Source organism: Streptomyces deccanensis, from assembly GCF_022385335.1.
Lineage (GTDB): Bacteria > Actinomycetota > Actinomycetes > Streptomycetales > Streptomycetaceae > Streptomyces > Streptomyces deccanensis.
The window spans coordinates 4,431,707-4,457,315 of the sequence record NZ_CP092431.1 but is presented as its reverse complement, the minus strand read 5'-3'; the positions used below and the strand labels follow the sequence as shown (position 1 = coordinate 4,457,315).

General features: G+C 70.0%; 25 protein-coding genes. 15 read left to right on the top strand and 10 right to left on the bottom strand.

Going from position 1 to position 25,609, the window contains the following annotated elements; all coding sequences use genetic code 11:
- Positions 1-33 precede the first annotated feature (33 nt).
- Together L3078_RS19790 and L3078_RS19785 are read right to left on the bottom strand one after the other, a co-directional pair.
- Complete coding sequence (locus L3078_RS19790) at positions 34-825, bottom strand: hypothetical protein (protein ID WP_239755233.1); 792 nt, start codon at positions 823-825, stop codon at positions 34-36.
- Between the two features lie 86 nt (positions 826-911).
- Positions 912-1,652, bottom strand: coding sequence for a hypothetical protein (locus tag L3078_RS19785; RefSeq protein ID WP_239755232.1), 741 nt, complete (start codon positions 1,650-1,652; stop codon positions 912-914).
- 196 nt (positions 1,653-1,848) lie between these two features.
- On the opposite strand from L3078_RS19785, the gene L3078_RS19780 reads away from it, so the two are divergent.
- From L3078_RS19780 to L3078_RS19745, 8 genes are all read left to right on the top strand, one after another.
- Complete coding sequence (locus L3078_RS19780; RefSeq protein WP_239755231.1) at positions 1,849-2,601, top strand: SDR family NAD(P)-dependent oxidoreductase; 753 nt, start codon at positions 1,849-1,851, stop codon at positions 2,599-2,601.
- Between the two features lie 165 nt (positions 2,602-2,766).
- The gene (locus tag L3078_RS19775) at positions 2,767-3,885 is read left to right on the top strand and encodes an LLM class flavin-dependent oxidoreductase (RefSeq protein ID WP_338059512.1); all 1,119 of its coding nucleotides are present in this window, start codon (positions 2,767-2,769) and stop codon (positions 3,883-3,885) included.
- Positions 3,886-3,973: 88 nt separating this feature from the next.
- Positions 3,974-5,704: an N-acyl-D-amino-acid deacylase family protein gene (locus L3078_RS19770; RefSeq protein WP_239755230.1), complete on the top strand. Its 1,731-nt coding sequence runs from the start codon at positions 3,974-3,976 to the stop codon at positions 5,702-5,704.
- Positions 5,705-5,781: 77 nt separating this feature from the next.
- Positions 5,782-7,215 carry an aldehyde dehydrogenase family protein gene (locus L3078_RS19765; protein ID WP_239760386.1) on the top strand — a complete coding sequence of 478 codons (1,434 nt, stop codon included), beginning with the start codon at positions 5,782-5,784 and terminating at the stop codon, positions 7,213-7,215.
- A 125-nt stretch (positions 7,216-7,340) separates the two neighbouring features.
- A complete protein-coding gene (locus L3078_RS19760) occupies positions 7,341-7,985 on the top strand; it encodes a hypothetical protein (protein WP_239755229.1) in 645 nt (214 codons plus the stop codon).
- Positions 7,982-8,524 (top strand): P-loop nucleotide/nucleoside kinase family protein, encoded by a 543-nt coding sequence (locus tag L3078_RS19755; RefSeq protein ID WP_239755228.1) that lies wholly within the window; start codon positions 7,982-7,984, stop codon positions 8,522-8,524. The genes L3078_RS19760 and L3078_RS19755 overlap by 4 nt, the downstream gene beginning before the upstream one ends.
- A gap of 4 nt (positions 8,525-8,528) precedes the next feature.
- Positions 8,529-8,957: a cytidine/deoxycytidylate deaminase family protein gene (locus L3078_RS19750; RefSeq protein WP_239755227.1), complete on the top strand. Its 429-nt coding sequence runs from the start codon at positions 8,529-8,531 to the stop codon at positions 8,955-8,957.
- A 76-nt stretch (positions 8,958-9,033) separates the two neighbouring features.
- A complete protein-coding gene (locus tag L3078_RS19745; RefSeq protein WP_239755226.1) occupies positions 9,034-9,546 on the top strand; it encodes a DinB family protein in 513 nt (170 codons plus the stop codon).
- Positions 9,547-9,609: 63 nt separating this feature from the next.
- Here L3078_RS19745 and L3078_RS19740 read toward each other — a convergent pair whose 3' ends face one another.
- The gene (locus tag L3078_RS19740) at positions 9,610-10,176 is read right to left on the bottom strand and encodes a TetR/AcrR family transcriptional regulator (RefSeq protein WP_239755225.1); all 567 of its coding nucleotides are present in this window, start codon (positions 10,174-10,176) and stop codon (positions 9,610-9,612) included.
- Positions 10,177-10,263: 87 nt separating this feature from the next.
- Between L3078_RS19740 and L3078_RS19735 the strand changes: the two genes are divergently transcribed.
- Positions 10,264-10,725, top strand: a complete 462-nt coding sequence (locus tag L3078_RS19735) for a nuclear transport factor 2 family protein (RefSeq protein ID WP_239755224.1) — start codon at positions 10,264-10,266, stop codon at positions 10,723-10,725.
- A 92-nt stretch (positions 10,726-10,817) separates the two neighbouring features.
- A complete protein-coding gene (locus L3078_RS19730) occupies positions 10,818-11,570 on the top strand; it encodes a hypothetical protein (RefSeq protein ID WP_239755223.1) in 753 nt (250 codons plus the stop codon).
- Positions 11,571-11,590: 20 nt separating this feature from the next.
- Here the strand turns inward: L3078_RS19730 and L3078_RS19725 are convergent, their stop codons facing one another.
- Positions 11,591-12,148: a hypothetical protein gene (locus L3078_RS19725; protein WP_239755222.1), complete on the bottom strand. Its 558-nt coding sequence runs from the start codon at positions 12,146-12,148 to the stop codon at positions 11,591-11,593.
- A 119-nt stretch (positions 12,149-12,267) separates the two neighbouring features.
- Positions 12,268-13,206, bottom strand: coding sequence for a Vgb family protein (locus tag L3078_RS19720; RefSeq protein ID WP_239755221.1), 939 nt, complete (start codon positions 13,204-13,206; stop codon positions 12,268-12,270).
- Between the two features lie 113 nt (positions 13,207-13,319).
- Here L3078_RS19720 and L3078_RS19715 point away from each other — a divergent pair, with 113 nt between their 5' ends.
- Positions 13,320-14,111: a class I SAM-dependent methyltransferase gene (locus L3078_RS19715; RefSeq protein WP_239755219.1), complete on the top strand. Its 792-nt coding sequence runs from the start codon at positions 13,320-13,322 to the stop codon at positions 14,109-14,111.
- A gap of 146 nt (positions 14,112-14,257) precedes the next feature.
- Here the strand turns inward: L3078_RS19715 and L3078_RS19710 are convergent, their stop codons facing one another.
- The gene (locus L3078_RS19710; RefSeq protein ID WP_239755218.1) at positions 14,258-15,235 is read right to left on the bottom strand and encodes a phage baseplate protein; all 978 of its coding nucleotides are present in this window, start codon (positions 15,233-15,235) and stop codon (positions 14,258-14,260) included.
- 199 nt (positions 15,236-15,434) lie between these two features.
- On the bottom strand, positions 15,435-15,830 hold the full coding sequence (locus L3078_RS19705) for a nitroreductase/quinone reductase family protein (RefSeq protein ID WP_239755217.1): 396 nt from the start codon (positions 15,828-15,830) through the stop codon (positions 15,435-15,437).
- 74 nt (positions 15,831-15,904) lie between these two features.
- Here L3078_RS19705 and L3078_RS19700 point away from each other — a divergent pair, with 74 nt between their 5' ends.
- Complete coding sequence (locus L3078_RS19700) at positions 15,905-16,777, top strand: endonuclease/exonuclease/phosphatase family protein (protein ID WP_239755216.1); 873 nt, start codon at positions 15,905-15,907, stop codon at positions 16,775-16,777.
- Between the two features lie 71 nt (positions 16,778-16,848).
- Here L3078_RS19700 and L3078_RS19695 read toward each other — a convergent pair whose 3' ends face one another.
- The gene (locus L3078_RS19695; protein ID WP_239755215.1) at positions 16,849-17,679 is read right to left on the bottom strand and encodes an SAM-dependent methyltransferase; all 831 of its coding nucleotides are present in this window, start codon (positions 17,677-17,679) and stop codon (positions 16,849-16,851) included.
- A 126-nt stretch (positions 17,680-17,805) separates the two neighbouring features.
- On the bottom strand, positions 17,806-19,350 hold the full coding sequence (locus L3078_RS19690; protein ID WP_239760385.1) for a CehA/McbA family metallohydrolase: 1,545 nt from the start codon (positions 19,348-19,350) through the stop codon (positions 17,806-17,808).
- A gap of 167 nt (positions 19,351-19,517) precedes the next feature.
- On the opposite strand from L3078_RS19690, the gene L3078_RS19685 reads away from it, so the two are divergent.
- The 3 genes from L3078_RS19685 to L3078_RS19675 all read left to right on the top strand — a co-directional run bounded on the left by L3078_RS19685 (position 19,518) and on the right by L3078_RS19675 (position 22,898).
- Complete coding sequence (locus tag L3078_RS19685) at positions 19,518-20,387, top strand: serine hydrolase domain-containing protein (RefSeq protein ID WP_239755214.1); 870 nt, start codon at positions 19,518-19,520, stop codon at positions 20,385-20,387.
- A gap of 130 nt (positions 20,388-20,517) precedes the next feature.
- On the top strand, positions 20,518-21,375 hold the full coding sequence (locus L3078_RS19680; protein ID WP_239755213.1) for a TIGR03619 family F420-dependent LLM class oxidoreductase: 858 nt from the start codon (positions 20,518-20,520) through the stop codon (positions 21,373-21,375).
- A 299-nt stretch (positions 21,376-21,674) separates the two neighbouring features.
- Positions 21,675-22,898, top strand: coding sequence for an RNA-guided endonuclease InsQ/TnpB family protein (locus L3078_RS19675; RefSeq protein WP_239755212.1), 1,224 nt, complete (start codon positions 21,675-21,677; stop codon positions 22,896-22,898).
- Between the two features lie 57 nt (positions 22,899-22,955).
- Here L3078_RS19675 and L3078_RS19670 read toward each other — a convergent pair whose 3' ends face one another.
- Positions 22,956-25,304 carry an immune inhibitor A domain-containing protein gene (locus tag L3078_RS19670; protein WP_239755211.1) on the bottom strand — a complete coding sequence of 783 codons (2,349 nt, stop codon included), beginning with the start codon at positions 25,302-25,304 and terminating at the stop codon, positions 22,956-22,958.
- Positions 25,305-25,609: the final 305 nt, after the last annotated feature.

Sequence of the window (25,609 nt, the reverse complement as noted above, 5' to 3'; positions counted from 1 at the left end):
GGGGGATCGTTCGGCTTTTCTTTTCTCCGGGCGCTATTGGATGGTGACTTCGGAGAGCGGCACCTCGACGTCGGTCACGTTCGCGCCACCCTCTTCGAATCCGGGCTCGGCGCGGACGCTTCCCTCACTGTTGAGGATTCCGTTCGCCTGCGGGGAATCGCACTTCACATTACGCAGCCAGAGCCGGCCGTCCGGCGTCCCGCTCGGCAGGAGCTGCGGGTAGAAGACGTGGACGCTCGTGGCGTTCTCACTGGGCGAGAAGAACACCTTCTGGCCGTCCTGGGCCTCCTTGTAGGTGGCCTTGAGGAAACCGCTCACGTCGGTGCGCTTGTGGGACCACATGAAGAAGGCGATGTGGTCCGCCTTGACCGTGTCGGACCTGGAGAAGGAGAACGACGACGTCGTGTCGTCGCGCTTGATGTTGAATTCCTGGGTGGCGAACTTGACGCCGATCTCGAAGACGGAGCTGGCCAGTTTCGTACTGCCGTCCGTGTTGAAACCGTCCTCCAGCTGAATGACGCGGGTCACCGACGCCGTGCCGCTGAAGGTCTTCGTCGCCGCGGTGCCGACCCCGCAGTTGTCGGTCACCGAGGTGACCCGCTCGTTGGGGCCGAGGCTGTTGGCCTTGAACTGGACGTCGACGAACTCGCAGTTCTCCAGCTTGTCCGAGTCCGTACGGCAGTCGGTGGCCACCTCGTCGGGAGTGGCGGCTCCCGCGCTGTACATCAGCGGGACGGCCAGTCCGAGGGCGGCGACCGGCGCCAGCGCGAGGGTGATGCGCTTCTTCTTGCTGCGGTGGTTGCCGCTGCGCCCTGTGCGTGTCATGGGGGTCTCCTGCGAAAGGGGTCGGATCGAGAGGGAAGAGCTGGTGGGGGGAGGGGGCGGGGATGGAGAGAGGGGGTGGGGGGAGGTCAGCAGTCCTCCAGGACGACCTTCGTGGTGCCGTCCGCCAGGCCGGGGGTGCCCGCGGCGCTGTCCAGGATGACCGGGCCCTCGACGACCTCCGGCGCCACGAAGTTCTTCTCGGGGGAGGGGTTCACGGCGAAGCTGCCGGGGTCGGCGTCGAGGTGCACCCGCCATTCGCCGGTCATGCGCTGCATCTTCGGCGTGAAGGTCACATGCATGACCTTGCCCACAGGAACTTCCCGCTGTTCCGACTCGCTGGCGGTGGCCGTCTTGACGGTCATGTCCAGCGTGCCCTTGTGCTTCACCCAGCCGCCGCTCAGGGCCCCGAAGAGCCCGCCGAGTGCGCCCTGCTGGGTCGCGGTGTACTTGCCCTGGCCCTGGCCCACCGCCTTCGAGAACTCGGTGGTCACCTTCGCCGGCTCCGTGGCGTTCGGCTCGCAGTTCGGGAAATCGACGGTGACCTTCTCCGTGGGACCGTCGAAGGTCTCGAACTTCGTCTCGACGAAATCACAGGTATCGGATTCGAATCCATCGCCGAGTCCGCCCTTGAAATCGCTCACCGACTGCTGCTTTCCGTTGAGCTTGGCAGTCCTTTCGCACATCCTCATGATCCGCTCGACGGACGGCTCGTCGGCGGCGTTGGCCGAAGGCAGTAGTACGGTGACGGTGGCCGCGCCGGTCACGAGCGAAGCGCCGATCGCCAAGTATCGGACCTTCTTGTTCTTGAAGCGCCTCTTGGCTGCCATGACTGTCTCTCCTTGGGAGTTGCTTTACCTTCCGATGGAGGATTATTGGGGCCCTGTACAGCCAGTGGACAGAGTCAAATGTCCCTACTCTCCGGTCACTTGTCATCGCAGAAGCAAGCTGTCGGCCGCCGGACTGACGCATCGTCAGGTCTGCCGGTACCCTGACCTCGACCAACACACCGCGATGGGAGTCCCCATGGGCAAGCTCGACGGACGTGTCGTCCTCGTCACAGGTGCCGCGCGTGGCCAGGGCGAGCAGGAGGTGCGGCTGTTCCGGTCGGAGGGGGCCGAGGTCGTCGTCGCCGACGTCCTGGACGACCAGGGGGAGGCCCTCGCCAAGGAGATCGGCGCGCTCTACGTCCACCTGGACGTGAGCCGCGAGGGCGACTGGACCGCCGCGGTGGCCGCGGCCAAGGGTGCGTACGGCCGCGTGGACGGGCTGGTCAACAACGCCGGGGTGCTGCGCTTCAACTCCCTCGTCGACACCCCTCTCGACGAGTTCATGCAGGTGGTGCGGGTCAACCAGGTCGGCGTCTTCCTCGGGATCAAGACCCTCGCCCCCGAGATCGAGGCGGCCGGCGGCGGCACGATCGTCAACACCGCCTCGTACACCGGGATGACGGGCATGGCGTACGTCGGCGCGTACGCGGCGACCAAGCACGCGATCGTCGGGCTCACCCGGGTCGCCGCGCTGGAGCTGGCCCGCAAGGGCATCCGGGTCAACGCGGTCTGCCCCGGCGCCGTCGACACCGCCATGACCGACCCGGGCGACGAGGTGTCCGCCGAGGCCGTCGACAAGCTCTACCGCAAGCGCATCCCGCTCGGCCGGATCGGCCGCCCCGAGGAGGTCGCCCGCCTCGCCCTCTTCCTCTCCTGTGCCGACTCCTCCTACATCACCGGGCAGCCCTTCGTGATCGACGGGGGCTGGCTGGCCGGGGTGAGCCTCTGACCGTGCTCGGGCCCGGCCGAGCACGTATCTGACGGCACGTCAGCTATTGACGCTCCACGGGGCCGGTGGAACAGTCGGCCGTACCGAGATCTGACGTACAGTCAGAAACGGTCAGGAACGGTCGAGACGACGACTGCCGGGTATGGCTGAGGACGGTGAACCTCCTTGGAATTCGGGCTCTTTGTACAGGGATACGTGGGCAAGCGGGCCGAGACCGACCCCCTCGCGGAGCACAAGGCGCTGATGGAGGAGACCGAGTACGTCATCCAGGCCGACAAGTCCGGCTTCAAGTACGCGTGGGCCTCCGAGCACCACTTCCTGGAGGAGTACTCGCACCTGTCGGCCAACGGCGTCTTCCTCGGCTACCTGGCGCACGCGACGGACCGGATCCACCTCGGCTCCGGCATCTTCAACCCGCTCGCCCAGGTCAACCACCCCGTGAAGGTCGCCGAGAAGGTCACCATGCTCGACCATCTCACCGAGGGTCGCTTCGAGTTCGGCAGCGGGCGCGGCGCCGGCTCGCACGAGATCCTCGGGTTCATCCCCGGGGTGACCGACATGAACTACACCAAGGAGATCTGGGAAGAGACCATCGCCGAGTTCCCCAAGATGTGGCTCCAGGACGAGTACGTCGGCTTCCAGGGCAAGCACTGGTCGCTGCCGCCGCGCAAGATCCTGCCCAAGCCGTACGGGAAGTCGCACCCCGCGATGTGGTACGCCGCCGGGTCGCCGCCCTCGTACTCCATGGCCGCGCGCAAGGGGCTCGGGGTGCTCGGCTTCAGTGTGCAGAAGGTCTCCGACATGGAGTGGGTGCTGGAGAAGTACAAGACCGCCATCGTCGACGCCGAGCCCATCGGGGACTTCGTCAACGACAACGTGATGGTGACGACCACCGCGATCTGCGCGCCCACGCACGACGAGGCGGTGCGCATCGCGGTCAACGGCGGGCTGCACTATCTGCCGTCGCTCGTCTTCCGCTACCACGACACGTTCCCCCGGCCGGACGGCTTCCCCGTGTGGCCGGAGACGCTGCCCGAGTACAACGAGGAGTTCATCGAACTGCTCATCGAGGAAGAGCTGTTGATCTGCGGCGATCCGGACGAGGTCTTCCGGCAGTGCAAGCGGTGGGAGCAGGCCGGGGCGGATCAGTTGAGCTTCGGGTTGCCGGTGGGGGTGCCGAAGGACGCGACGCTGCAGACGATCAGGTTGGTGGGGGAGCACGTGATTCCGAAGATCGACACGGATCCTGTGCATCGGACGTCGCGGTTCCGGGCTGCCGGGTGAGGTTCGTTCGGCGGCTGCGGGTCCGTCGTGGTTGCTCGCGCAGTTCCCCGCGCCCCTAAACAATTCCAGGCACCCGGAGGGGAGAGGCATGCTCGACCATGTCATCAAAGGTGTGACCGTCGTCGATGGGACCGGCGCGCCCGCGTACACCGCCGATGTCGGGATACGGGACGGCCGTATCGCCGTCATCGGGAGCGTGACCGAGGAGGCCCGTACGGTCGAGGACGCGGCCGGGCTCGTGCTCGCGCCCGGGTTCGTCGACCCGCACACGCACTACGACGCGCAGTTGTTCTGGGACCCGTACGCGACGCCGTCGCTCAACCACGGGGTGACCACCGTCGCGGGCGGGAACTGCGGGTTCACGCTCGCGCCGCTGCACCCCGACCGTCCCGAGGACGCGGACTACACACGGCGGATGATGTCCAAGGTCGAGGGGATGTCGCTCGTCGCGCTGGAGGAGGGGGCGCCCTGGACCTGGAGTGGCTTCGGGGAGTACCTGGACGCGCTCGAAGGGCGGATCGCGGTCAACGCCGGGTTCATGGTCGGGCACTGCGCGCTGCGGCGGTACGTGATGGGGCCCGACGCCATCGGCGGGCAGCCGAGCGCCGAGCAACTGGACGCCATGCTGCGGCTGTTCCACGAGGCGATGGACGCCGGGGCCTGGGGGCTGTCGACCACGCAGTCCTCGACGCACAGCGACGGGGACGGGCAGCCGGTCGCCTCCCGGCACGCGCGACCCGCCGAACTGATCGCGCTGTCGCGGGCGGTGGGCGAGCACGAGGGGACCCAGATCGAGGCGATCGTCGCCGGCTGCCTGGACCAGTTCAGCGACGACGAGATCGACCTCTTCGTCGAGATGAGCGCGGTGGCCGGGCGCCCCCTCAACTGGAACGTCCTCACCATCGACTCGGCCGTCCCCGAACGCGTACCGAGGCAGCTGGAGGCGAGCGAGCGGGCCCGGAAGGCGGGCGGCCGGGTGGTCGCCCTCACCATGCCGATCCTCACCCCGATGAACATGTCGCTGGGCACGTTCTGCGCGCTGAACCTGATCCCCGGCTGGGGTCCGATCCTCGGCCTGCCGGTGCCCGAGCGGATCGAACGCCTGCGCGACCCCGAGGTGCGGGCGGAGATGCTGCGCCGGGCGGACTCCAAGGAGGCGGGCGTCTTCCGGCGGCTCGCCAACTTCGGCCGGTACGTCATCGGGGACACCTACAGCGCGGCGAACGAGGGCCTCACCGGGCGCGTCGTGCGGGACATAGCCGCCGAGCGGGGGCAGGAACCGTTCGAGTGCCTGGTGGAGATCTGCGCCGCCGACGATCTCCGTACGGTCCTGTGGCCCATGCCCACCGACAACGACCCCGACTCCTGGACGCTGCGCGCCGAGACCTGGCGGCACGAGGACGTCCTCCTCGGCGGCTCCGACGCGGGCGCCCACCTGGACCGCATGTGCGGCGCCCCGTACACCACCCGGTTCATCGGCGACTGTCTGCGCGGACGCAAGCTCGTCGGTCTCGAGCAGGCGGTGAAGATGCTCACCGACGACCCGGCCCGCCTCTTCGGCCTGCGGGAACGGGGTCAGGTGCGGGAGGGGTGGCACGCGGACCTCGTCCTCTTCGATCCGGAGCGCGTCGACGCGGGCAAGGCCACCCTGGTGCACGACCTGCCGGGTGACAGCCCGCGCCTCGACTCCAAGGCGATCGGCGTACGGGCGGTCTGGGTCAACGGAGTCGAGGCGATCCGCGACGACGTGGTGACGGGCGCCGTGCCCGGCAAGGTGTTGCGCAGTGGGCGGGACACGCGGACGGTGAGTACGCGGTGAGTCGGCCGGAGTCTTCGGGAGGGGCGTCGGAGAAGTCCTCGGAGGGGGCGTCGGAGGAGTCCTCGCAGCGGCGGCGGCTGTTCATCGGGGGCTCCTGGGTGGAGCCCGACGGCGGGCACTATCCGGTGGTCGACCCGGCGACGGAGGAGGTCGTCGGGTGGGCGCCGGAGGCCTCGCGGGAACAGGTGCACGCGGCGGCCGCCGCCGCCCGGGAGGCCTTCGGCCCGTGGTCGAGGACGCCCGCCGCCGAGCGGGCCGCGATCCTCGCCCGTACGGCGGACCACATACGACGCCACCTCGTCCCGTACGCCGCGCTCGCGCAGGCCGAGAGCGGTGCGACGACCGGGACGGCGCGGGGCATGCAGGTCGGGGTGGGTGCCGCCCGTTTCCAGCGGTACGCGCGCGTGGAGCCGGTGGAGGAGCCGATCGCGCCCCAGATCAACGAGGCCGGGCCCTTCGGGAAGGCGGCCGTGATGGGCGCCCTCGCCGTACGCCAGCCCGTGGGCGTGGTCACCTGCATCACCTCGTACAACAACCCCTGGGCCAACCCGGCCGGGAAGATCGCCCCCGCCCTCGCCATGGGCAACACGGTGGTCGTGAAACCGGCCCCGCAGGACCCGCTCTCCGTCCACCGCATGGCGGAGGCCCTGGAGGCCGCCGGTGTTCCGCCGGGTGTGGTGAACGTGGTGGGCGGGTCGGGGCCGGAGGTCGGTGAGGCAGCCGTGGACGCACCGGACGTCGACATGGTGAGCTTCACCGGCTCGTCGGCGGTCGGGCGGCGGATCGCGGAGGTGTGCGGGCGCGGGATGAAGCGCCAGCTGATGGAGCTGGGTGGGAAGGGCGCGGCGGTCGTCTTCGACGACGCGGACCTCGGCGCGGCCGTCGCAGGCATCGCCACCACCTTCACCTTCTACAGCGGGCAGATCTGCACGGCGCCGACGCGGGTGATCGCACAGCGCGGCGTGTACGACCGGCTGGTGGCCCAACTGGCCGCCTACGCCGCGCGGTTGCCGGTCGGCGATCCGCGCGCGCCGGGCACGGTGGTCGGGCCGGTGATCTCGGCGGCCCACCGCGACCGCGTCGAGTCGTACGTCGAGCTGGGCCGCAAGGAGGGCGCGCGGGTGGTGGCGGGGGGTGAACGGCCGCCGTACGAGCGGGGTTTCTGGGTGGCGCCGACCCTGCTGGCGGACTGCACCCCCGACATGCGGGTCGTCCGCGAGGAGATCTTCGGGCCGGTCGTCGTCGCCCTCCCCTTCGACGACGAGGACGAAGCCGTCGCCCTCGCCAACGACAGCGACTACGGCCTCATCGACTACGTCTGGTCCGGCGACGTCGCCCGAGCCTTCCGGGTGGCCCGGCGCCTGCGGGCGGGCGGCGTGGGCGTGAACACGGTCGGCCGCAACATGGAGGCCCCGTTCGGCGGCTTCAAGCAGAGCGGGGTGGGACGCGACGTGGGCTCGTACGCGCTGCACGCGTACAGCGAGACGCAGGCGATCGTCTGGCCGGGGTGAGCGGGCGCCTTCTCCCCTCGGCGCGGGGTTGAGGCGATGATGGCTGGATGAGCGGGATGAGTGGGTCAGGCGAGCCGGGTGGGCCTGGTGGGCCGGGCGGATCGGGTGAGTGGTCCGGTGGGGCTGTGGGTCGGCGTCCGGTGCTCTATCTGGATGTGGACGGGCCGTTGAACCCGTACGCGGCGAAGCCGGAGCGGCGGCCCGCCGGGTACTCGACCCACCGGATGAAGCCGCAGGGCTGGATCGACCAGCATCCGGGCGAGCCGGCGGCGTACGTCAAGCCGTTGCGGGTGTGGCTGAACGAGGAGCACGGGCGGCGGCTGCGGGAGTTGGGGCGGCTGTACGACCTGGTGTGGGCGACGACGTGGGGCGCCGAGGCGAACACGTACATCGGGCCGGTGCTGGGGCTGCCGGAACTGCCGGTGGTGGAGTGGCCGGGGGCGGCGGGGCGGCCAGGGGCCGTCGCGGTCGAGGGGCCGGGGGCGGGGGCGGACCGCGACCAGATGCCTGACACGGCGTCCTGGCCGACCGGTCTGTTCTGGAAGACCCCGCATCTCGTCGAGCACGCGGCGGGGCGCCCGTTCGCGTGGGTGGACGACGAACTGACCGTGATCGACCGCACCTTCGTCACCGCACGCCACGGCCCCCACGCCCTGCTGCACCGCATAGACCCCCGACTGGGCCTGCGCGAGCCGGACTTCACGGCACTGGCCGACTTCGCCCGGACAGGCGTGCGGTCCGGAGAGGACATGGGTACGGTCGGCCGGTGATCGTCTGGGTGAACGGGGCCTTCGGGAGTGGCAAGAGCACGTTGGTGGAGGAGTTGCGGGGGCGGTGGCCCGACGCGCTGGTCTTCGATCCGGAGGTGATCGGGTACGTGCTCCGCGAGATCGTGGAGGTGCCGACCGGGGACTTCCAGGATCTGCGGCTGTGGCGGCGGCAGGTGGCCGGGTTCCTGGTGGGGCTGGCGGAGGAGTACGGGCAGCGGACGGTGCTGGTGCCGATGACTCTTGTGAAGCCCGACTACATGGCCGAGGTGTTCGGCACGATCGAAGCCGCCGGCATCCCCCTCCACCACTTCTTCCTCCGGGTCCCCGAGGACGTGCTGACCGCCCGCATCGACGGCCGCAGCTTCACCCCGGACGACCCCGAGCAGGACGAACGGGTCCGCCGGTGGTGCAAGGACCGCATCGCGATGTGCACGGCCGCCGCCGACACCCTCCCCGCCGACACGGTGTTCCTGGACGGCGAGTTGGGCCCGGGCGAGCTGGCGGAGCTGGTGCTGGGGAGGGTGGGCGGGAGAGGCTGAGCGGATGATCTCGCAGAGCCACCCCGTCGATCACGAACTCATCCAGGCCGCGGCCCACGTCGCCCGCACGCGCTGTCGCGGCGACAACCACACCATGGCCGCCGCGGCCCGCGCCCGGGACGGTCGGATCGTCACCGCCGTGAATGCCTATCACTTCACCGGAGGGCCCTGCGCCGAGTTGGTCCTCATCGGCACCGCGGCCGCGCAGGGCGCCTACGACCTGGACGTGATCGTCGCCGTGGGCGACCGCGACCGAGGCGTGGTGCCGCCGTGCGGCCGGTGCCGGCAGGTCCTGCTCGACTACTTCCCCACCATCGGGGTCATCGTCGGCGAGGGCGACCGCGTCCGGACCGTCCCCATCGCCGACCTGCTGCCCGCGACCTACGTCTGGGCGGACCACCAGCTCGACGCGCTTCCCGAACAGCACACCTGATGCCGCGCCAGGCGACGTTCGCTCTGCTAAGCGGCCCTGCCTGTCGACGACTTCGGCCGCTGGCGATAATCGACCGATGTCCACCATCGAACGCCCTGTGCCGCCGCTGAACGCCGACGAGCGAACCGTGCTCGAGAGCTGGCTCGACTTTCATCGCACGACACTCGCCATGAAGTGTGAGGATCTGGACGACGAGCAGGCCGCCACCGCGTCCGTGCCACCGTCGGGCTTCACGCTGACCGGCCTCGTCCAGCACATGGCCGAGGTGGAGCGGAACTGGTTCCGCCGCGTGTTCGCCGGCGAACAGGTCCCGCCCATCTACGACCCGCGGGCCGACCCGGACGGCCCCGACGGCGGCTTCGAACTGGCTGAGGGCGCCACCTTGCGCGAAGCCCTCGCGACCTGGCACGCGGAGATCGCTCGCGCGCGCGAGCTCTGCGCCGGTCGTGCCCTGGCCGACACGGGCCGCTTCATGGACCAGGACGTCAACCTCCGCTGGATCTACGTCCACATGATCGAGGAGTACGCCCGCCACAACGGCCACGCCGACCTGCTCCGAGAACGCATCGACGGCACCACCGGCGTATAGCGCCGGGCCGGTTGTGAGGTGCGGCGCCGCCCCGGCGCAGGTGGTTGACGGTGTGGCCAGGGATCAAGGTGTCCCGAGCAGCGTCGCGACGGCTGCCCGTGCATGACGGGCCGGGGCGGGGTCGCCACTGATGCCGGCTGTCACGATGGCTCCTTCGGCAAGCAGGAAGACCGGTTCAGTCACCGGCAGCCCGCCGGCGTGGACCCACACCGCGATCTGATCGTGGAACGCCTGCTTGTGCGACCGGACTTCAGCAAGCACCGCCTCGGACGACGCGCCGAGCTCGCCGTAGGCGTTGATCCAGGCGCAGCCGCGGAAGCCGGGTTCCGCGAACCACTCGGCAAGCCAGTCGAAGATCGCGAGTACGCGCTCGCGGGGATCCGGGACCTGCTCCACGTGGGCGGCCAGGTTTCCCCGCCATCGCTGGTCGCGACGTTTGAGCATCGCCACCACGAGGTCCTCTTTCGCCGCGAAGAACCGGTAGATCCGCTTCAGCGGCAGGCCGGATGCCGCGCGGATCTCGTCCATCCCGACCGCCTGGATGCCTCGCTCGTAGAAGAGCCTCTCCGCTGCGTCGAGCAGTGCTTCGCGGTCCAGGCGGTTCTGCTCGTCGCTGAGCGGGGCTGGCATCCGGGACTCCTTGACGTTGAGAACGAGCGTTCCCTATCTTAGGCGCCATCGGTAGAGAACGCACGTTCTCCATATGAGGAGGTCGCAGTGTCGGAAGATCGCCCGCCCTACCCACCGTTCACACAGGAGACGGCCCTGCGGAAGGTCCAGGCGGCTGAGGACGCCTGGAACACCCGCGATCCCCGCCGAGTGGCAGCGGCGTACACGCCGGACTCGACGTGGCGGAACCGGGACACGTTCGTCCGCGGCCGCGATGAGATCGTCGCTTTCCTGACGCGGAAGTGGGAGCGCGAACTGGACTACGCGCTGCGCAAGAGCCTCTGGGCGTTCCACGAGGACCGGATCGCCGTCCGCTTCCAGTACGAGTGGCACGACGCGGAAGGCCAGTGGTGGCGCAGCTACGGCAACGAACTGTGGGAGTTCGACGAGCGCGGTCTCATGCGGCGCCGCGAGGCGAGCATCAACGACGTCTCCATCTCTGAAGCCGACCGGCGGATCCACGGCCCCCGGCCCACGGACGAGCACGGAGTCGACTTCCCGCTCCGGTAGCGCCCGCCACCACGCCGCCCCGAGTCGTGAGCGCAGACAACTCGACCGTCCAAGCCCACCGCGCTCATGTGGTTGGTTGCCATACTTCCCGAATGGAGATGCGAGCCGTGGAGGTGGCGCGGCGTTGGCTGGCTGACCAGGGTGTCCGCCAGGTGCGCGGTGGGTGGGTGAGCGACGAGAATCCGGAGGTGCTGCTCACGGCCAACGAGGTGGCGCACTCCTTGGCCGGCGAGGTGTTCGCCGAAGAACTGGGTGCGGCGGACCGGCTGAGGTTGGCCTTCGGGCTGCTGGACCTCCTCGACGAGTACTGGGTCACGTGCGAGATCCGGTTCGCGAACGAGGGTGCGGAGGGTCCACTGCCGGCCGACGTGCTGTGGGACGGCTACCGTCGGCGGCTGGAGGAGGACCGGGACGTCGAGGCCGTCACCTACTCGCTGTGGGTGGACTGGTTCGAGGACCACACCACGTCCGCGACAGCCTTCGCCGAGGTCCTCGGCAATGACATCGACCGCGTGGTGGCCGAGCCATCGGACGTCCTGCTCCGCCGAGCCCGGCGGGTTCTGGAGTGTTCGGGCCCGGTGCGCTGGACGGTGAAGGAGCCGACGTACCGCACCGCCCTGCGGCTTCCCGCCCTGCATCCAGCCGTCTTCCGCAGCCTTCGGGCAAGCTTCCACGACCTCTCCGGTGACCTGGAACCGGCCGCCGCACTGGCCCTCCTCGACCGGCTGGAGCTCCCCACGAACACCCGGCATCTTGCCGAACTGCGCCACGTACTCGCCGCGGGGCACAAGAACCACCACCGCAGTCCCCGTGCCTGGGGCGATGCGGTCCGCTCCTGCTCCTGAGTGGGGAAACGGGAGACGGCCTAACCGCGGAGGTCCTGCCCGGCCGGTTCGCCTCGGCCCATCGACAGGGACCAGCGCACTCCCGGGGCGGCGGCGACGGAGATCGTGCCGGCGCGCTCCGCGCCCGCGATGGTGAACTCGTTGTTGGTGCTGGTCACTTCGCCGTCGAGGCACTTCATGGGGAACGAGGCGCCGGTGGGGCGGAGTGTGACCTCGATCGTGCCCTCACCCTGGCAGTTCACGGCGACGGTCAGGGCCTTGCCCTCGCCCTTCCTCGCCGCCCCGAACTCCAGGTGCGCGCTGTCCCGCGTCTTGTTCTGACGCAGGACGACGCGGTCGGCCACGGGGTCCGGGGCCTCGTTCGCCAGCTCGTGAGCCGTGTCGCCCTCGGTCGCGTCGGAGGCCGGGGTCGCCTTCGCCCCGGGCTGCTCGACCGACCCTCCGGTCTGCCGTCCCCCCGCCCCGGCCTCACCGCCGACTTCGGACGTGCACGCGGTGGTGGAGAGGAGCGCGGCCGCCGACAGGGCCGCCAGGGTGGCGGCGCGGCCCCGGCGCGGCCTGCGTGCTGCTCGTGACATGAACGACCCCCGTCAGTCGGCCCGTTGGTGGCGGGCGAGGGCGTGATCGTGACACCGGGGCGAGAGGGGCGACAAGGCGGCGGGGCGGGTTCAGAGGTAGTTCTGAGGTTAGTGGTGACTCATTCGCCGAAGCGCGTCTCTACTCGGGCCAGGGAGCCTGTCTCCAGGGCCGTCCACACGGCGCCGTCCGGTCCCAGGGTGATCCCGTGGGGCTCCGAGGCGGGCGTCGGCAGGTCGTACTCGTGGATCTCGTGGATCTCGTGCGTTTGTGGGTGACGGTCGTCGTAGGTGATCCGGCCGACGCGGTTCGCGCCCCATTCGGTGAACCAGCAAGCGCCGTCGGTGCCGGCGACGATGGCGTGCGGACGGCACTCGTCGTCCGGTAGCGGGAACTCGTCGATCTTGCCGTCCGTGGTGATCCGTCCGATCCGACCGGCACCGATCTCCACGAACCACAGGGCCCCGTCACCACCGGCGGCGATACCCACGGGCGCCGCGCCCGGCGTCGGAAGCGGGTGGACCGTGACCTCGCCGTCCAGCGTGATCGCACCGATCGCGTTCGCCTGGTTCAGCGTGAACCACAGTCGACCGTCCGACCCGGCCGCGATGGCCGACGCGAACGCCCCGGTGAGCGGCAGTGGGAACTCGGTGACCTCCCCGCCGGTCGTGATCCGACCGATCCGGTCGACCCCGGACTCCGTGAACCACAACGCGTCGTCGGCGCCGACCGCGATGCCGAACGGGCCGGCCCCCGGCGTCGGCAGCGCGAAGGACGTGACCTCGCCGGCCGTACTGATCCGCCCGATCCGATGCCCCTGGAACTCCGTGAACCACAGCGCCCCGTCCGGACCGGACGTGATGATCGACGGCCCGCCGGTCGTGGATTCGAGGGCATACGAGGTCACCTCACCGTCGAGCGCGAGGCGTCCGATGCGCCCGGCGTGCACCAGCGTGAACCACAGCGCGCCGTCGGGCCCGGCCGTGACCCCGTACGGCCCTGCCTTGGCGTCGGAGACGGCGAACTCCGTGATGGATACGGTCGTCTGGCGGTCTGGCATGCGAACTCCTCGGTCGGTGGTCGGGTGTTGGTGTCACGATCACCTGTGTGCACGTGTCGTGTCGCGTGATTTCCTCTCGCGTCAGGGGCCGTTGGGCGGGGGAAGGTGACCTCATGGCTGACGAGATCTTCCACGACCGACGGCTGGCCGAGCTCTACGATCCGCTCGACCCCGATCGCGGTGACCTGGACGCCTATCTGCTCGTCGCGGAGGAGTTCGGCGCGAGGCAGGTGCTGGACATCGGCTGCGGGACGGGGGTGTTCGCGCTGCTGCTGGCGGAGCGTGGGGTCGAGGTCGTCGGGGTCGACCCGGCCGGTGCCTCCCTCGCGGTCGCGCGGGCCAAACCGGGGGCGGACCGGGTCCGTTGGATCCACGGTGACGCGACGGACCTCCCGCCGCTCCAGGTCGACCTCGTCACCATGACGGCCAACGTGGCGCAGGCGATCGTCGACCCGGAGCTGTGGCGACGGACCCTTACGGCCGCGCGCGAGGCTCTGCGACCGGGAGGACACCTGGTCTTCGAGACCCGGGACCCGGCCGGGCGGGCCTGGGAGGCGTGGAATCGCGAAGACTCGTACGGGGTCACCGAGGTGCCGGGCTTCGGCACGGTCGAGAGCTGGGTGGAGCTGACCGAGGTCACCGGCCAACTGGTCACGTTCCGTTGGCACTACACCTTCTACGGCGATGGTGACGGTGACGGTGACGGCAAGGGCGACGGCGATGGCTGTACTCGCGGCGGCGACAAGAAGGAACTGACCTCCGACTCCACCCTCAGATTCCGCGAGCGGCACGAAATCGAGGCGGAACTGGCCGCTCACGGATACGTGCTGGAGGACGTACGAGACGCTCCCGACCGCCCCGGCAGGGAGTTCGTGTTCGTGGCCCGCCGGCCGCCGGGGGTGTGACCGGCTGGGGACTTCGGGAATTCAGGCGTGCACCAGACGAGGACGAGCCCTACACGCTGAGCATCTACTTCACGTTCGAGCCGGAGCCCGAGGAGGACTGACCGGGATCACACCCGCGAACTCCCCGGGCTCAGCCCGGACATGGGTCAGACCAGCGCCTTCTTGTAGAAGATGCTGGAGCGCCGGTCGCCCTCCACGCCGGTGGCGAAGCCGATGAAGAGGCGGGTCTCGCCGGCGTCGGTGCGGTAGACCGCCAGGCCCTCGGGCTCTCGGTGGTGGAGGGTGGAACCGGCCTTGCTGAGGACGGGGCCCTGCTTCACGGTGCCCGTGTTGATGTCGATGCTGGTGATGTAGGTGTTGCCGTCGCCGACGGGGCTGCCGTCGCCGGGGTACGCGTCACCCGTCAGGAAGTACATGTACGAGCCGTAGAGGGCGTAGCCCTGCGGGGTGCCGGAGATCGCCGGCTGTGCGAAGTCGACCAGCGGCGAGCCGAAGCTGCCCGTCCGGAAGGCGGACAGGGGGTACACGGCGATGCGCTTGCCGGAGCTGGTGTGGTAGCGCACGATCATGCGGTCGTAGACCGGATCGGCGGAGCAGGTGTACTCGGTGGCCCCGGAGATCGGCCGGTAGGCGGCCGAGCCGGCCGGCGAGCCCAGGGTGGTGTTGGCCTGGTAGGTGATGGGGGCGAGCGCGGTGCCGTACCCGTTGGTGTTCGCGGCGCACTCGATCCACAGCTCGGTGCTGGAACCGCGCGGCAGCGCGGCGAAGGCGACGCCGTGGCCGAAGCCGTTGAGGTGCATGTACGACAGGTAGTTCCCGTCGAAGTCCATCTTGTTGATGCACAGGTCGCCGTCGGCCTCGGTGCTTCCGCTCCGCTTGGTCGCCACGAACAGGAACTTGTTCTCCCAGTCGAAGGCGAAGCTCTGCTGGACCCGCGCTCCGTGCGTGTCCTTGGACCGGAACAGGTCGTACGACGGCTGTGTGAGATCGAACCGCTTGGTGGCGGCCACCGCGGCGGAGGCGGTCTGCGCGCCGACGCCCAGCCCGAGCGCCGCGAGCGAGGCGCCGGCGCCGGTGCGTATGAGGCCGCGGCGGGAGAGAGGGAAGCCGGGGGTGCGGTTCACGGGGGACTCCAAATATGTAGGTGGGGGGAGAAAAAGGAGATGCTATCCGTCGCGGGGGCCGTGGGACGTGCCGGGCCCCGGGGACAGCTGGGTCTCGGCTTCCCAGGGCCCCGGGAGCGAAACGGTGTCGTCCGGGGCCGTGCGCGGGCCGCCGGTGGGCGTCGAGCGCCGCGCCGAAGTGCCGCCTGCCGAACGGTTCCTAGCCGCGCAGGTCCACCCGTACCGTCAGCAGCCGTGACCCCAGCACCCGTACCGCCGCGCTGTTCATACGGGGCAGCGTCCGCAGGCGGGCCACCGGGTCGTCGTCGGGGAGCAGGTGAGCCGTGCCCTCGTGCCAGCGGCCCCGGATGCGGACGCGGACCGACGGGTCGGCCTTGATGTTGCGGATGTAGTGGGACTTCTCGCCGTACTCCGAGACGAGCCAGAACGTGTCGCCGACGCGGCGGCCGCCGATGGGGGTGCGACGGGGGAGGCCGGAGGTGCGGCCGGTGGTCTCCAGGAGGGTCTGGAGCGGCATCCTGCGCAGGAGCGGGTTGGCGACGTGGCGCTGGAAGGCCGTCACGACGCGCTGTTTGCGATCTGTTTCGCGGGACATCGGCGTGGTTCTCCTCGGGGCGTGGGAGGTACGGAGTACGGGATCGGGCGCGGGGCGAAGGTGGTGGGTGGCCGGTGCGGGTCGTGACGTGGAACCTGTGGTGGCGGTTCGGGCCGTGGCAGGAGCGGCAGAAGGCGATCCTCGCCGTGCTGCGTGAACTGCGCCCCGATGTCGTCGGATTGCAGGAGGTCTGGGACCAGCGTGGGGAGGAGACGGGAGAGGGCAACCTCGCCGGATGGCTCGCCCGGGAACTCGGCCTGCACTGGGCCTGGGGCGAGTACGGCGACGCCGAGCGCTGGCAGCGGCGGATCCACGACCCCGGTGTCGGGATCGGTGTCGCCGTGCTGAGCCGGTGGCCCGTCCTGGAGCGGGACGCCATCGGGCTGCCGACGGCGGAGGGCGGCAGCGGGCGCGGCGCGCTGTACGCCCTCCTCGACGCGCCGGGCGCGCCCGTGCCGTTCTTCACCGCCCACCTCAGCTCCGAGACCGACGGGTCCGCGCAGCGCTGCCACCAGGTCACCGCGCTGGCCGAGTTCGTGTCCCGGCACCGGGGCGGCGACACCGGCCACCCGCCCGTGATCACCGGCGACTTCAACGCCTGGCCCGACTCCGACGAGGTCCGGCTGTTCGGCGGCTACAAGACCGCGCCCGCCGTGCCCGGGCAGTACTTCTTCGACGTCTGGGAGTACGCCGATCCGGGCGCCCCGTCGGCCACCTGGGACCTCGCCAACCCGTACGTCGCCGGCTCGCACGGGCCGAGCGTACGGGTCGACTACATCCATGTCGGACCGCCGGGGCCCGGTGGACTCGGCCACGTACGCGCCGCGCGGAGGGCGGGTGACGGCCCCGTCGACGGCGTATGGCCCTCCGACCACGCGGCCGTCGTGGCCGACCTGGCGGACGACGGCGCGGCAGGGACCCCATCCGGGGCCGGAGTCGGAGTCTGAGTCGGGGCCGGCGGTGGGACCGGGGCGCACTGAGCTCAGGCCCTGGCCCCGCCCCCGCCGCCCGACGCGCCCTACGGCTTCCGACCCACCCCGCCGTGCTGCCCGATCGGCTTCGGCTCGCCCGCCGTCGTGTCGTCCGGGTGCCACAGCGGTACGGAGACGACGCCCGGGTCGAGGAGGTCGAGGCCGTCGAAGTAGCCGGTGATCTGGTCGATCGGGCGGAGGAAGTACGGGACGGCGCCCGTCTCGTTGTAGGCGTCCTGGGCGCGCTCGTAGTCCGGATCGGTGCCCCGGGACCCCTCGTTGATGTTGAGGTAGCTGCCGGAGGGCAGGCCGGCGAGGAGGCGGCGGACGATGTCACGGGCCTCCTCGTACGAGCTGACGTGCCCCAGGATGCCGCTGAGGATCAGCGCGGTCGGCCGGGACAGGTCCAGGGTCGCCGCCGCGGCCTCCAGGATGCGCTCCGGCTCGTAGAGGCTGGCGTCGACGTACGCGGTGGCGCCCTCGGGCGAGGAGTACAGCAGCGCGCGGGCGTGCGCGAGGACCATCGGGTCGTTGTCGACGTAGACGATCCGCGCGTCCGGCGCGCTGCGCTGGGCGACCTGGTGGGTGTTGTCGGCCGTGGGCAGCCCGGTGCCGACGTCCAGGAACTGCCGGACGCCCTCCACCTCCACCAGGTGCCGGATGCTGCGCCGCAGGTACGCGCGGCTGCTGCGGGCGATGGTCACGATGCCCGGGAAGGCGCCCGCGTACGCGTCGCCGGCCGCCTCGTCCACCGGGTAGTTGTCCTTGCCGCCCAGCCAGTAGTTCCAGATGCGGGCGGAGGCGGGCACCGAGGTGTCGACCTTCTCCTTCGCCGTCGAAGCCACCGCCGGGTCGGGCGTCGTCGCGTTGTCGGTCATGGGCGCCGTCTCCTTGGCCATGCGGATGCGTCGTCATCCAGACAGACGCACGTACTGTGTCGAGCCAAACCTAAGGCCCAACACAGTTGTTTCGTACGCCGGTTCCCCCTGACTTCCGGGTGGCTGCTACGACAGGCCCTGTCGCCGACCCAGGAAGATCGGGTTGGTGAAGGCCGCCAGGGGGCCCGGGAACCCCGGCACGATCGGGGGCCGGCGGACCTCGGCGCGGACGTACGCCGCGTACGAGGCCGTCGTACGCCACTCCGCCGCGCCCGTGCCGGAGTCCGGGATCGCGGGCGAGGTGAACAGGACTCCCTGGTCGGTGACGAAGCGGATGACGCAGCCCGCGGAGCCCGTCGCCTCCAGGCGGACGGTGACCGGGGTGTCGGCGTCCACCTTCAACCGTTCGCCGATGCCCGCGTGCTCGCCCCGCGTCCCGGACGCCGTGAACGCCACGGACACGTCCTTGGACTCCGCGACGTACGAGCGGCCGGCCCGCAGCCCCTCCTGGATCGCCTCCCGGCTCAACTCGTCGGCCAGGACGACCGTCTGGGGGCGGCCGACGGGGTCGGGGTCGCGGTGCGCGTCGCTGTTGCCCATCGCCGGGATCCAGTCCCGGCGGCCCTCGCGCACGCCCGCGACGAGCATGCCGTCCCAGTCGGCGAGCGCCACCTCGTCCTCCGGCGAGTACGCCCCGTTCCACACCTCCACCGCGTCGGCCTCACCGAAGCCGAACTTCCAGTTGCAGCCGATGCAGGTGGCGTGCGGATGGGCCGGCACGACCAGGCCCCCGGCCCGCCGGATCTGCCGCGCGTACTTGCCGAACCGGTTGTCCCGCGCCCGGTAGCGCCAGTCGACGAACGTGCCCGGGTCGACGCCGAGCGCCACCACGTGCCCGTTGCGCGTGGTGACCTCCTCGCCCAGCATGATCAGCAGGTCGTCACCCGCGTGCTCGGCCCAATGGGCGTGCGCGGACTGGGTGTTGTGCTCCGAGCTGTTGATGAAGTCCAGCCCCGCGGCCCGCGCGAGCGCCGCCAGCTCGGCGGGGGTGCGGCGGCCGTCGGAGTACCAGGAGTGCAGGTGGCAGTCGCCCCGGTACCAGGCCCGGCCCCGCCCCTTGGCCCGCTCCGGCGGGTACACCGGCTGCACGGCCGGGGCCGGGCGTCCGTACGTCAGGGTGATCGTGATCTCGTACGGCAGCCCGTCCGGTGCCACCGTGTACGGGCCCAGCGCGATGTGCCAGGTGCCGGGGCGCACGGGGCCCGGGAGGTAGCCCGGCGTCGCCTCGTCCGTCCGGATGAAGAACTCCGTACGGGCGCCGCCCGACCAGCCACGGAAACCCTTGCCGCCCAGTTCGGTGCCGCGCTCGTCGAAGACGCCGATGTCGAGCGCGTTGCCCATGGTGCCGGCCGGGACGGACGTTCTCGCATAGCTGTAGGACACCCTCAACTCCCGTACCCCCGGCGGTACTTCGACCGGGAGATACACGAAGTCCGGGGATCCGGTGGGGAGGGTTCCCCTGATCGTCCTCGTCTCCTGCTCGCCGTCCGCGGCCTCGGCGCCGCTCGTCCCAAAGGTCACGCTTCCCAACGTAAGCGCGGCCGCGGCCGACGTCACGAACAGCGCGCGCCTTCCCAGTCCGTTCCCGTCACCGTGGTGGTCGTCGCACATGCTGCTGCTCCCCAGGTCGGTCGTGAGTGACATGGCGTGGGTGGTGCTGCCGGTGGTGCGGTGCGTGGCGATGTGTGGCGTGGTGCGTGCCACCTTCGTATGCGGTGGTGAACTGTGGGGCAAGGGAAGGGAATCGCCAGTTTTCGAGAGAGCGGGAGAGCGTGCGCGTGTGGACGCCGACGTGTCTGCTGGGCGGATCCGGTGTCACCGACCGGGTCGCGTACGGCCACGACGCGCACCGGTTCGTGGAGATCGGCTCCCTCACCAAGGTGCTCACGGGCACCGTCCTGGCCCGGCTGGAGGCGGACGGGGACCTGGGCTTCGACACCCCGCTGGAGGAGTGCCTCGACGAGGTGCCGAGGGGGACCGGCATCACCCTCCGGCACCTCGCCGAGCACACCTCGGGCCTGCCCCTGCTGCCCGCCGGGCTCACCGGGCAGCCCACCGGCCCGCCCGACGACCCGTACGCCGGCTTCACGGAGACGGCCCTGCGGGAGTCGCTGCGCGAGCTGGACCGGGTGACGGCCGGACGGCAGGGCCGGGAGGAGTACTCCAACCTCGGCTACGCCGTGCTCGGGCTCGCGCTCACCACCGTGACGGGCCGCTCGTACCAGCAACTGCTGGACACCCACGTCCTGTCGCCGCTCGGGCTGGGCGCGGGAGCGATGACGGCGAGTCCGCCGGAGCGGCGACGGCTCGTCCCGCGCGATGTGTTCGGCCGGCCCCGACCCCTGTGGACGCTGACCGGCGCGATCCTGCCGGCCGGCGGCCTGTGGTCCAGCTGCCGGACGCTGGCGGACCTCGTGGTCGCCCTGCTCGTGGAACGCCGGTTCGGCGATCCGGCGCCCTCCTGGCGACGGGGCCCGTCCCTCCGCTGGCACGACGGCGCCACCCGGGGCTCGTCCGCCGTGGCCGTCGCGTACGACGACGGCCGCTGGGTCCTCGTCCACCGCCTCGGCGACCTCTCCGGCAGCGGCGCCATCGCCCAGCGCGCCCTGCGCACGGCCACGCCACCACGACCCGACCGACACGCGTGAACGGCGCCCGGCCGATGCGCCATACAGCCGTTGTTCATACAGCCTGCGTTCATACAGCCGACCGGCCGGCTCCCCTAAGTGCCGACCGGTCGGTATGGACATCCATGTCCCGAGGGGCTAGAGATGACACATGCGCATCTCCGTGACGATCTTCCTCACCGACGAGACGATCACTCCGACCCGGCTCGCCCGTGAGCTGGAGCAACGCGGCTTCGCGGGGCTCTACCTCCCCGAGCACACGCACATCCCCGTCGAACGGACGACCCCGTACCCGGCCGGCGGCGACCTGCCCCGCGAGTACGGCCGCACGCTCGACCCCTTCGTCGCCCTCGGCCAGGCCGCCGCCGTCACCGAGGGACTGGGGCTCGGCACCGGGATCACCCTGGTGGCCCAGCACGACCCGATCGACCTGGCGAAGCAGATCGCGACCGTCGACCACCTCTCCGGAGGCCGGCTCACCCTCGGCGTCGGCTACGGCTGGAACGTCGAGGAGGCCGCCGACCACGGCGTCGAGTGGCGCACCCGGCGGGAGCTGGTGCGCGACCGGATGGCCCTGATGCGGGCGCTGTGGGCGGAGGAGCCGACGGCGTACGAGGGGGAGTTCGGGAGCGTGCGGGCGAGCTCCGCGTACCCGAAGCCGATGCGGAAGGCGCGTGGGCCGGTGGTCGGGCCGCGCACGCTGATCGGCGGGGCCGCCGGGCCGAAACTGTTCGCGCACATCGCCGAGTACGCGGACGGGTGGCTGCCGATCGGGGGGCGGGGGCTGGGGGAGGCGCTGCCGGTGCTGCGGCAGGTGTGGGCCGACGCGGGGCGCGATCCGGCGGGCCCGCAGATCGTGCCGTATGCCGTGCAGCCGAGTGCGGGGAAGCTGGCGTACTACGCGGAGCTGGGCATCGAGGAGGCCGTGGTGCAGCTGCCTCCGGCGGGGGAGGCGGAGGTGCTGGGGCTGCTGGACGAGTACGCGGTGTTCCTGGGGGAGAGCGCCTGAGAGCTCGGGGTGCGGGGGGTTCGTCGGTGGGTGCGGGCCCGGTGGTGCTTCTCGCGCGGTTCCCCGCGCCCCTGAGGGCGCGGGGACCAGCCCCACCGGACCCGCACAGGCCCGCTACCGGAATTCATTCGCAGTGCATCGGCCTTCAGGCCGGTGGTGAAGCGAGAAGCGAATCTGATGGTGGCGACGCGGAGTGTCGCGGTGTTGTCCTAGCGGAGCCGGGCAGTGCACGGTTCGGTGACATCTCGTGCGCATGTTCCCGATGACAGTGGGTGTTCGAGCTTTCTAGGGTGATCGGCATGCAGCTCCGGTACAGCTTCCGCCTGTACCCGAACGCCGGTCAGCAGAGGGCGTTGGCGAAGGCGTTCGGGTGCGCCCGTGTCGTGTTCAACGACTGCGTGCGCGCCCGTGAGGACGCCCGCAGGGCGGGCAAGCCCCTCTTGAAGGCCGGTGAGCTGTCCACCCGTCTGATCACCGAAGCGAAACGGACCGTGGAGCGGTCCTGGCTGGGTGAGGTCTCCGCAGTCGTCCTGCAGCAGTCGCTGCGCGACGCCGAGGCCGCGTACAAGAACTTCTTCGCCTCCCGCAAGGGCACGCGCAAGGGCCCGAGGCTGGGGGCGCCCCGGTTCAAGTCCCGCAGGGATGCCCGGCAGTCGATCCGGTTTACCGCCAACGCCCGCTGGGGCATCACCGACAGCGGCCGGCTGAACCTGCCGAAGATCGGGGCGGTGAAGGTGAAGTGGTCCCGCACCCTGCCCGCCACCCCCACCTCCGTGACCGTGATCAAGGACAGCGCGGGCAGGTTCTTCGCCTCGTTCGTCATCGACACCGACCCCGCCGAAGACGCCGCCCGGATGCCCGCCACCGACCAGAGCATCGGCATCGACCTGGGACTGACGCATTTCGCGGTGCTGTCCACCGGAGAGAAGATCGGCTCCCCCCGGTTCTTGCGCCGTGCGGAGAAGAAACTCAAGCGCGCCCAGCGCGAGCTGTCCCGCAAACAGAAGGGATCGAAGAACCGCCAGAAGGCACGCCTGAAGGTCGCCCGCGCCCACGCCAAGGTCACCGACGCCCGCAAGGAGTTCCACCACCAGCTCTCCACCCGGCTGATCTCCGAGAACCAAGGAATCGCCGTCGAGAGTCTGTCGGTGACGGGACTGGCGCGTACGAAGCTGGCCAAGTCCGTCCACGACGCGGGCTGGACGGCATTCGTGAACATGCTGGAATACAAAGCCCAGCGCTATGGACGCACCCTGATCAAGATCGGTCGGTTCGAGCCGACCTCCCAGACCTGCTCCACCTGCGGAGTCAAGGACGGTCCCAAGCCGCTGCACATCCGGGAGTGGACCTGTACTGCCTGCGGCACCCTCCACGACCGGGATCACAACGCCGCACTCAACGTCCACCAGGCCGCCGGACTGGCGGTAACAGCCTGCGGAGCGCGGGTAAGACCAGGAGCAATCCCGGCACAGCGCGAAGAAACAGGAAGCCACGGAATCCCCACCGGAAACCGCGCCGCGTAGCGGCACGGCAACCGGTGGAGAAGGCCAGAATCCTCGTCTTTCAAGGCGAGGAGCATGTCAATTCCCGGCGGGACCCACCCGGACCGTCACCGTCGAGCCGTCCTTGGCCTCCTTGACGATCTTGATCCTGGTGTTGGTGTCGGTGATCCTGACGCCGCCCGTGGGGTTCGACTCGTCGTAGTAGGTGTGGGCGCGGTCGTCGAAGACCGACACACCCTTCTTCGACGTGACCTTCAGCGTGACCTCAGTGCCCCAGTGCAGTGTGAAGGCGTCCGTGCGACCCAGCGTGAAGGTCGAGTCGTGCGTCTGGTGGTCGTTCCCGGCCAGGTCACCGTCGGACCACTTCAGCGCCTTCGGGTGGGCGTCGACCGGCAGCAGCAGGCCGACACCGGGGTGCTGACTGGTGTTGTTGTCCTGCTGTGAGGTGTCCCACTTCCAGATCAGCAGGCCGTTCTGGTACGGGTAGCGCTCCACCCAGCCCGGACCCGTGGAGTTGATCGCGAGCTTGAGGGCCTTGTCGTACGACACGTACTGACGGTTCTCGGCGACGTAGTACTGCTCGTGCTCCGTGGTGTAGGAGCCGCCGAAGCGGGAGAACCCGGTGGCGGTCCAGGCGGGGTCGGCCGTCTCGGCGTTGTCCGTGAACAGGGGCGAGCCGTCGGCCGTGACGGTGATCCGGTCGGCCACGAAACCCTTCTGGGCCACGTACTCGTCGGTCTTGTAGCGGAAGCGCAGGTCGACCTTCTGCCCGGCGTAGGCGTCCAGGGAGTACGAGAGCTTCCTGAAGGCGTCCGTCGTGCCGTCCAGGGCCGGCTTGCCGGCGCCGTCACGGCTGATCGGCTGGCCGTCGGCCGTGCCGTCGATGGCGGTCCAGGTGGCGCCGCCGTCGGTCGAGACCTCGGTGTAGAGGTAGTCGTAGTCCTTCTCGATGTCCCACCAGCCGTCGAGGGTCAGCGCGGCGGAGGTCCGGCCGGTGAGGTCGACGGAACGGGTCAGCGTGTTGGACAGGCCGTCGGCGCTGCCGCTCCACCACTGCTGAGCACCCTCCACGGGCTTGACGATCTCGACCGTCACCCGCTTCTTGGGCAGCTCGACCACGAGGGCCTGCTTGTCCTTGGTGTTGTACTCGGCGACGCCCAGCGTGTGGGTGGACTTCTTCCCGGCCCTGGCCTTGTCGTAGTTCAGCCAGCCGAGCTGCAGCTTGTCCCAGGCGGTCATGTCGCCCGGCAGGTCACCGATCTCGGTCTTGCTCTGGCCGAGCCAGGAGCCGCCCGACATCAGGGTCCAGGAGCCGGTGGAGTTGCTGCCCTCGTGGGTGTCGTAGTGGTCCGGCAGGCCGAGGTCGTGGCCGTACTCGTGGGCGAAGACGCCGAGGCCGCCGTTCTCCGGCATGACCGTGTAGTCGCCGACCCAGATGCCGGTGTCGCCGACCGGGGCGCCGCCGCGCTTGTTGCCCTCGGGGCCGGTCTTGTCCCAGTCGTCGCTGAACGCGTACCAGCGGTGGGACCAGATGGCGTCCTCGCCCTGCGCTCCGCCGCCGGCCTCCTCGCCCTCACCGGCGTGCACGATCTGGAAGCGGTCGATGTAACCGTCGGGCTCGTTGAAGTCGCCGTCGCCGTCGAAGTCGCCGCGGTCCCAGATGTCGAACTTCGCCAGGTCCGCCTTGATCTCGGCGCCCGTGCGCCCGGCGGCCTTCTGCTGCTCGGCCCAGGCGTTGACGCCGTCCGCGACGAACTGCCAGACACAGGTGTCGGGCACGCACTTGTTGGAGCCGTACCGCGCCGCGTTGTAGGGGACCTTGACCCAGTCCCCCACCTCGCCCTCGATCGAATAGCGGCCCGAGGACTGCTTCTCGTAGTACTTCTTCATCGACTCGGTCTTCTTGCCCGTGCCGAAGAGCAACTGTTCGTAGTGCTCGCGGTTGTAGTCGGCCCGCCATGCCTTGGTGTTGTTCTTCTCGCGGTCCGGTTCGGCTATTTGGTTGTGCAGGGGGCCGGGCGTCCCGCCGTACGTGCTGTCCGTCCCGTCGCCGAACTCCACCAGGACCGTGAAGATCCGGTCGGTCCTCTCGCGGCCCAGCTCGACGTACTTGGGGTCGCCCTTCTTGCTCTCCAGCCGCACCACTTTGGAGCCGTCGCGGTTCTGGACCGGGGTGTCGCCGGATATGACCTGCTTCAGCGCCTCCTCGCGCTGGGCGGCCTGTGTCTTGCTGAGCGGACTTCCGAAATCGTGCCCGTGCTCGTGCTCGTCGCCGTGCTCGTGGCTGTGGCCACGGCCGTGCTCGTGTGCCGTCCGGGCGTCGGCTGCCTGTGTCGTCGTGACGGTGAACATGGTGAACGTCGCCGCGACGGTGGCGAGTGCCACACCGGTCGCGGCAGCCCTGAACGTCCAGGGTTTGCTGGTCACTTGTGGGGGGTTTCCTTCCTGAACGCGGTCGGCCGTGGCCTGTGACACGCGTGACGGTTCAAGTGAACGTATTTGACCGGAGGTTGAGAAAAAAGGAAAGTCCGCTATCGCCCGTGGCACGAGTAACTCCGTTACCGGACGGCCCCAGTTGGCGCTTGCGCACGAAGTGTTCACGGATTCCCCAGGCGGGGCGCAAAATTACCTACAGGTAACCCACTTCTCTTACTCGGCGGTAATTACCGGTGGGTAATTGGCCGGTAATTGATGGCCGGTACCCAGTGCTTATCCGGGGCTTATCGACGGCT

Bases quoted from the DNA above. Each gene is read 5' to 3' on its own strand.
- L3078_RS19790 (WP_239755233.1), bottom strand. From the start codon at position 825: ATGACACGCACAGGGCGCAGCGGCAACCACCGCAGCAAGAAGAAGCGC.
- L3078_RS19785 (WP_239755232.1), bottom strand. From the start codon at position 1,652: ATGGCAGCCAAGAGGCGCTTCAAGAACAAGAAGGTCCGATACTTGGCG.
- L3078_RS19780 (WP_239755231.1), top strand. From the start codon at position 1,849: ATGGGCAAGCTCGACGGACGTGTCGTCCTCGTCACAGGTGCCGCGCGT.
- L3078_RS19770 (WP_239755230.1), top strand. From the start codon at position 3,974: ATGCTCGACCATGTCATCAAAGGTGTGACCGTCGTCGATGGGACCGGC.
- L3078_RS19750 (WP_239755227.1), top strand. From the start codon at position 8,529: ATGATCTCGCAGAGCCACCCCGTCGATCACGAACTCATCCAGGCCGCG.
- L3078_RS19745 (WP_239755226.1), top strand. From the start codon at position 9,034: ATGTCCACCATCGAACGCCCTGTGCCGCCGCTGAACGCCGACGAGCGA.
- L3078_RS19740 (WP_239755225.1), bottom strand. From the start codon at position 10,176: ATGCCAGCCCCGCTCAGCGACGAGCAGAACCGCCTGGACCGCGAAGCA.
- L3078_RS19730 (WP_239755223.1), top strand. From the start codon at position 10,818: ATGGAGATGCGAGCCGTGGAGGTGGCGCGGCGTTGGCTGGCTGACCAG.
- L3078_RS19725 (WP_239755222.1), bottom strand. From the start codon at position 12,148: ATGTCACGAGCAGCACGCAGGCCGCGCCGGGGCCGCGCCGCCACCCTG.
- L3078_RS19720 (WP_239755221.1), bottom strand. From the start codon at position 13,206: ATGCCAGACCGCCAGACGACCGTATCCATCACGGAGTTCGCCGTCTCC.
- L3078_RS19715 (WP_239755219.1), top strand. From the start codon at position 13,320: ATGGCTGACGAGATCTTCCACGACCGACGGCTGGCCGAGCTCTACGAT.
- L3078_RS19705 (WP_239755217.1), bottom strand. From the start codon at position 15,830: ATGTCCCGCGAAACAGATCGCAAACAGCGCGTCGTGACGGCCTTCCAG.
- L3078_RS19695 (WP_239755215.1), bottom strand. From the start codon at position 17,679: ATGACCGACAACGCGACGACGCCCGACCCGGCGGTGGCTTCGACGGCG.
- L3078_RS19690 (WP_239760385.1), bottom strand. From the start codon at position 19,350: ATGTGCGACGACCACCACGGTGACGGGAACGGACTGGGAAGGCGCGCG.
- L3078_RS19680 (WP_239755213.1), top strand. From the start codon at position 20,518: ATGCGCATCTCCGTGACGATCTTCCTCACCGACGAGACGATCACTCCG.
- L3078_RS19675 (WP_239755212.1), top strand. From the start codon at position 21,675: ATGCAGCTCCGGTACAGCTTCCGCCTGTACCCGAACGCCGGTCAGCAG.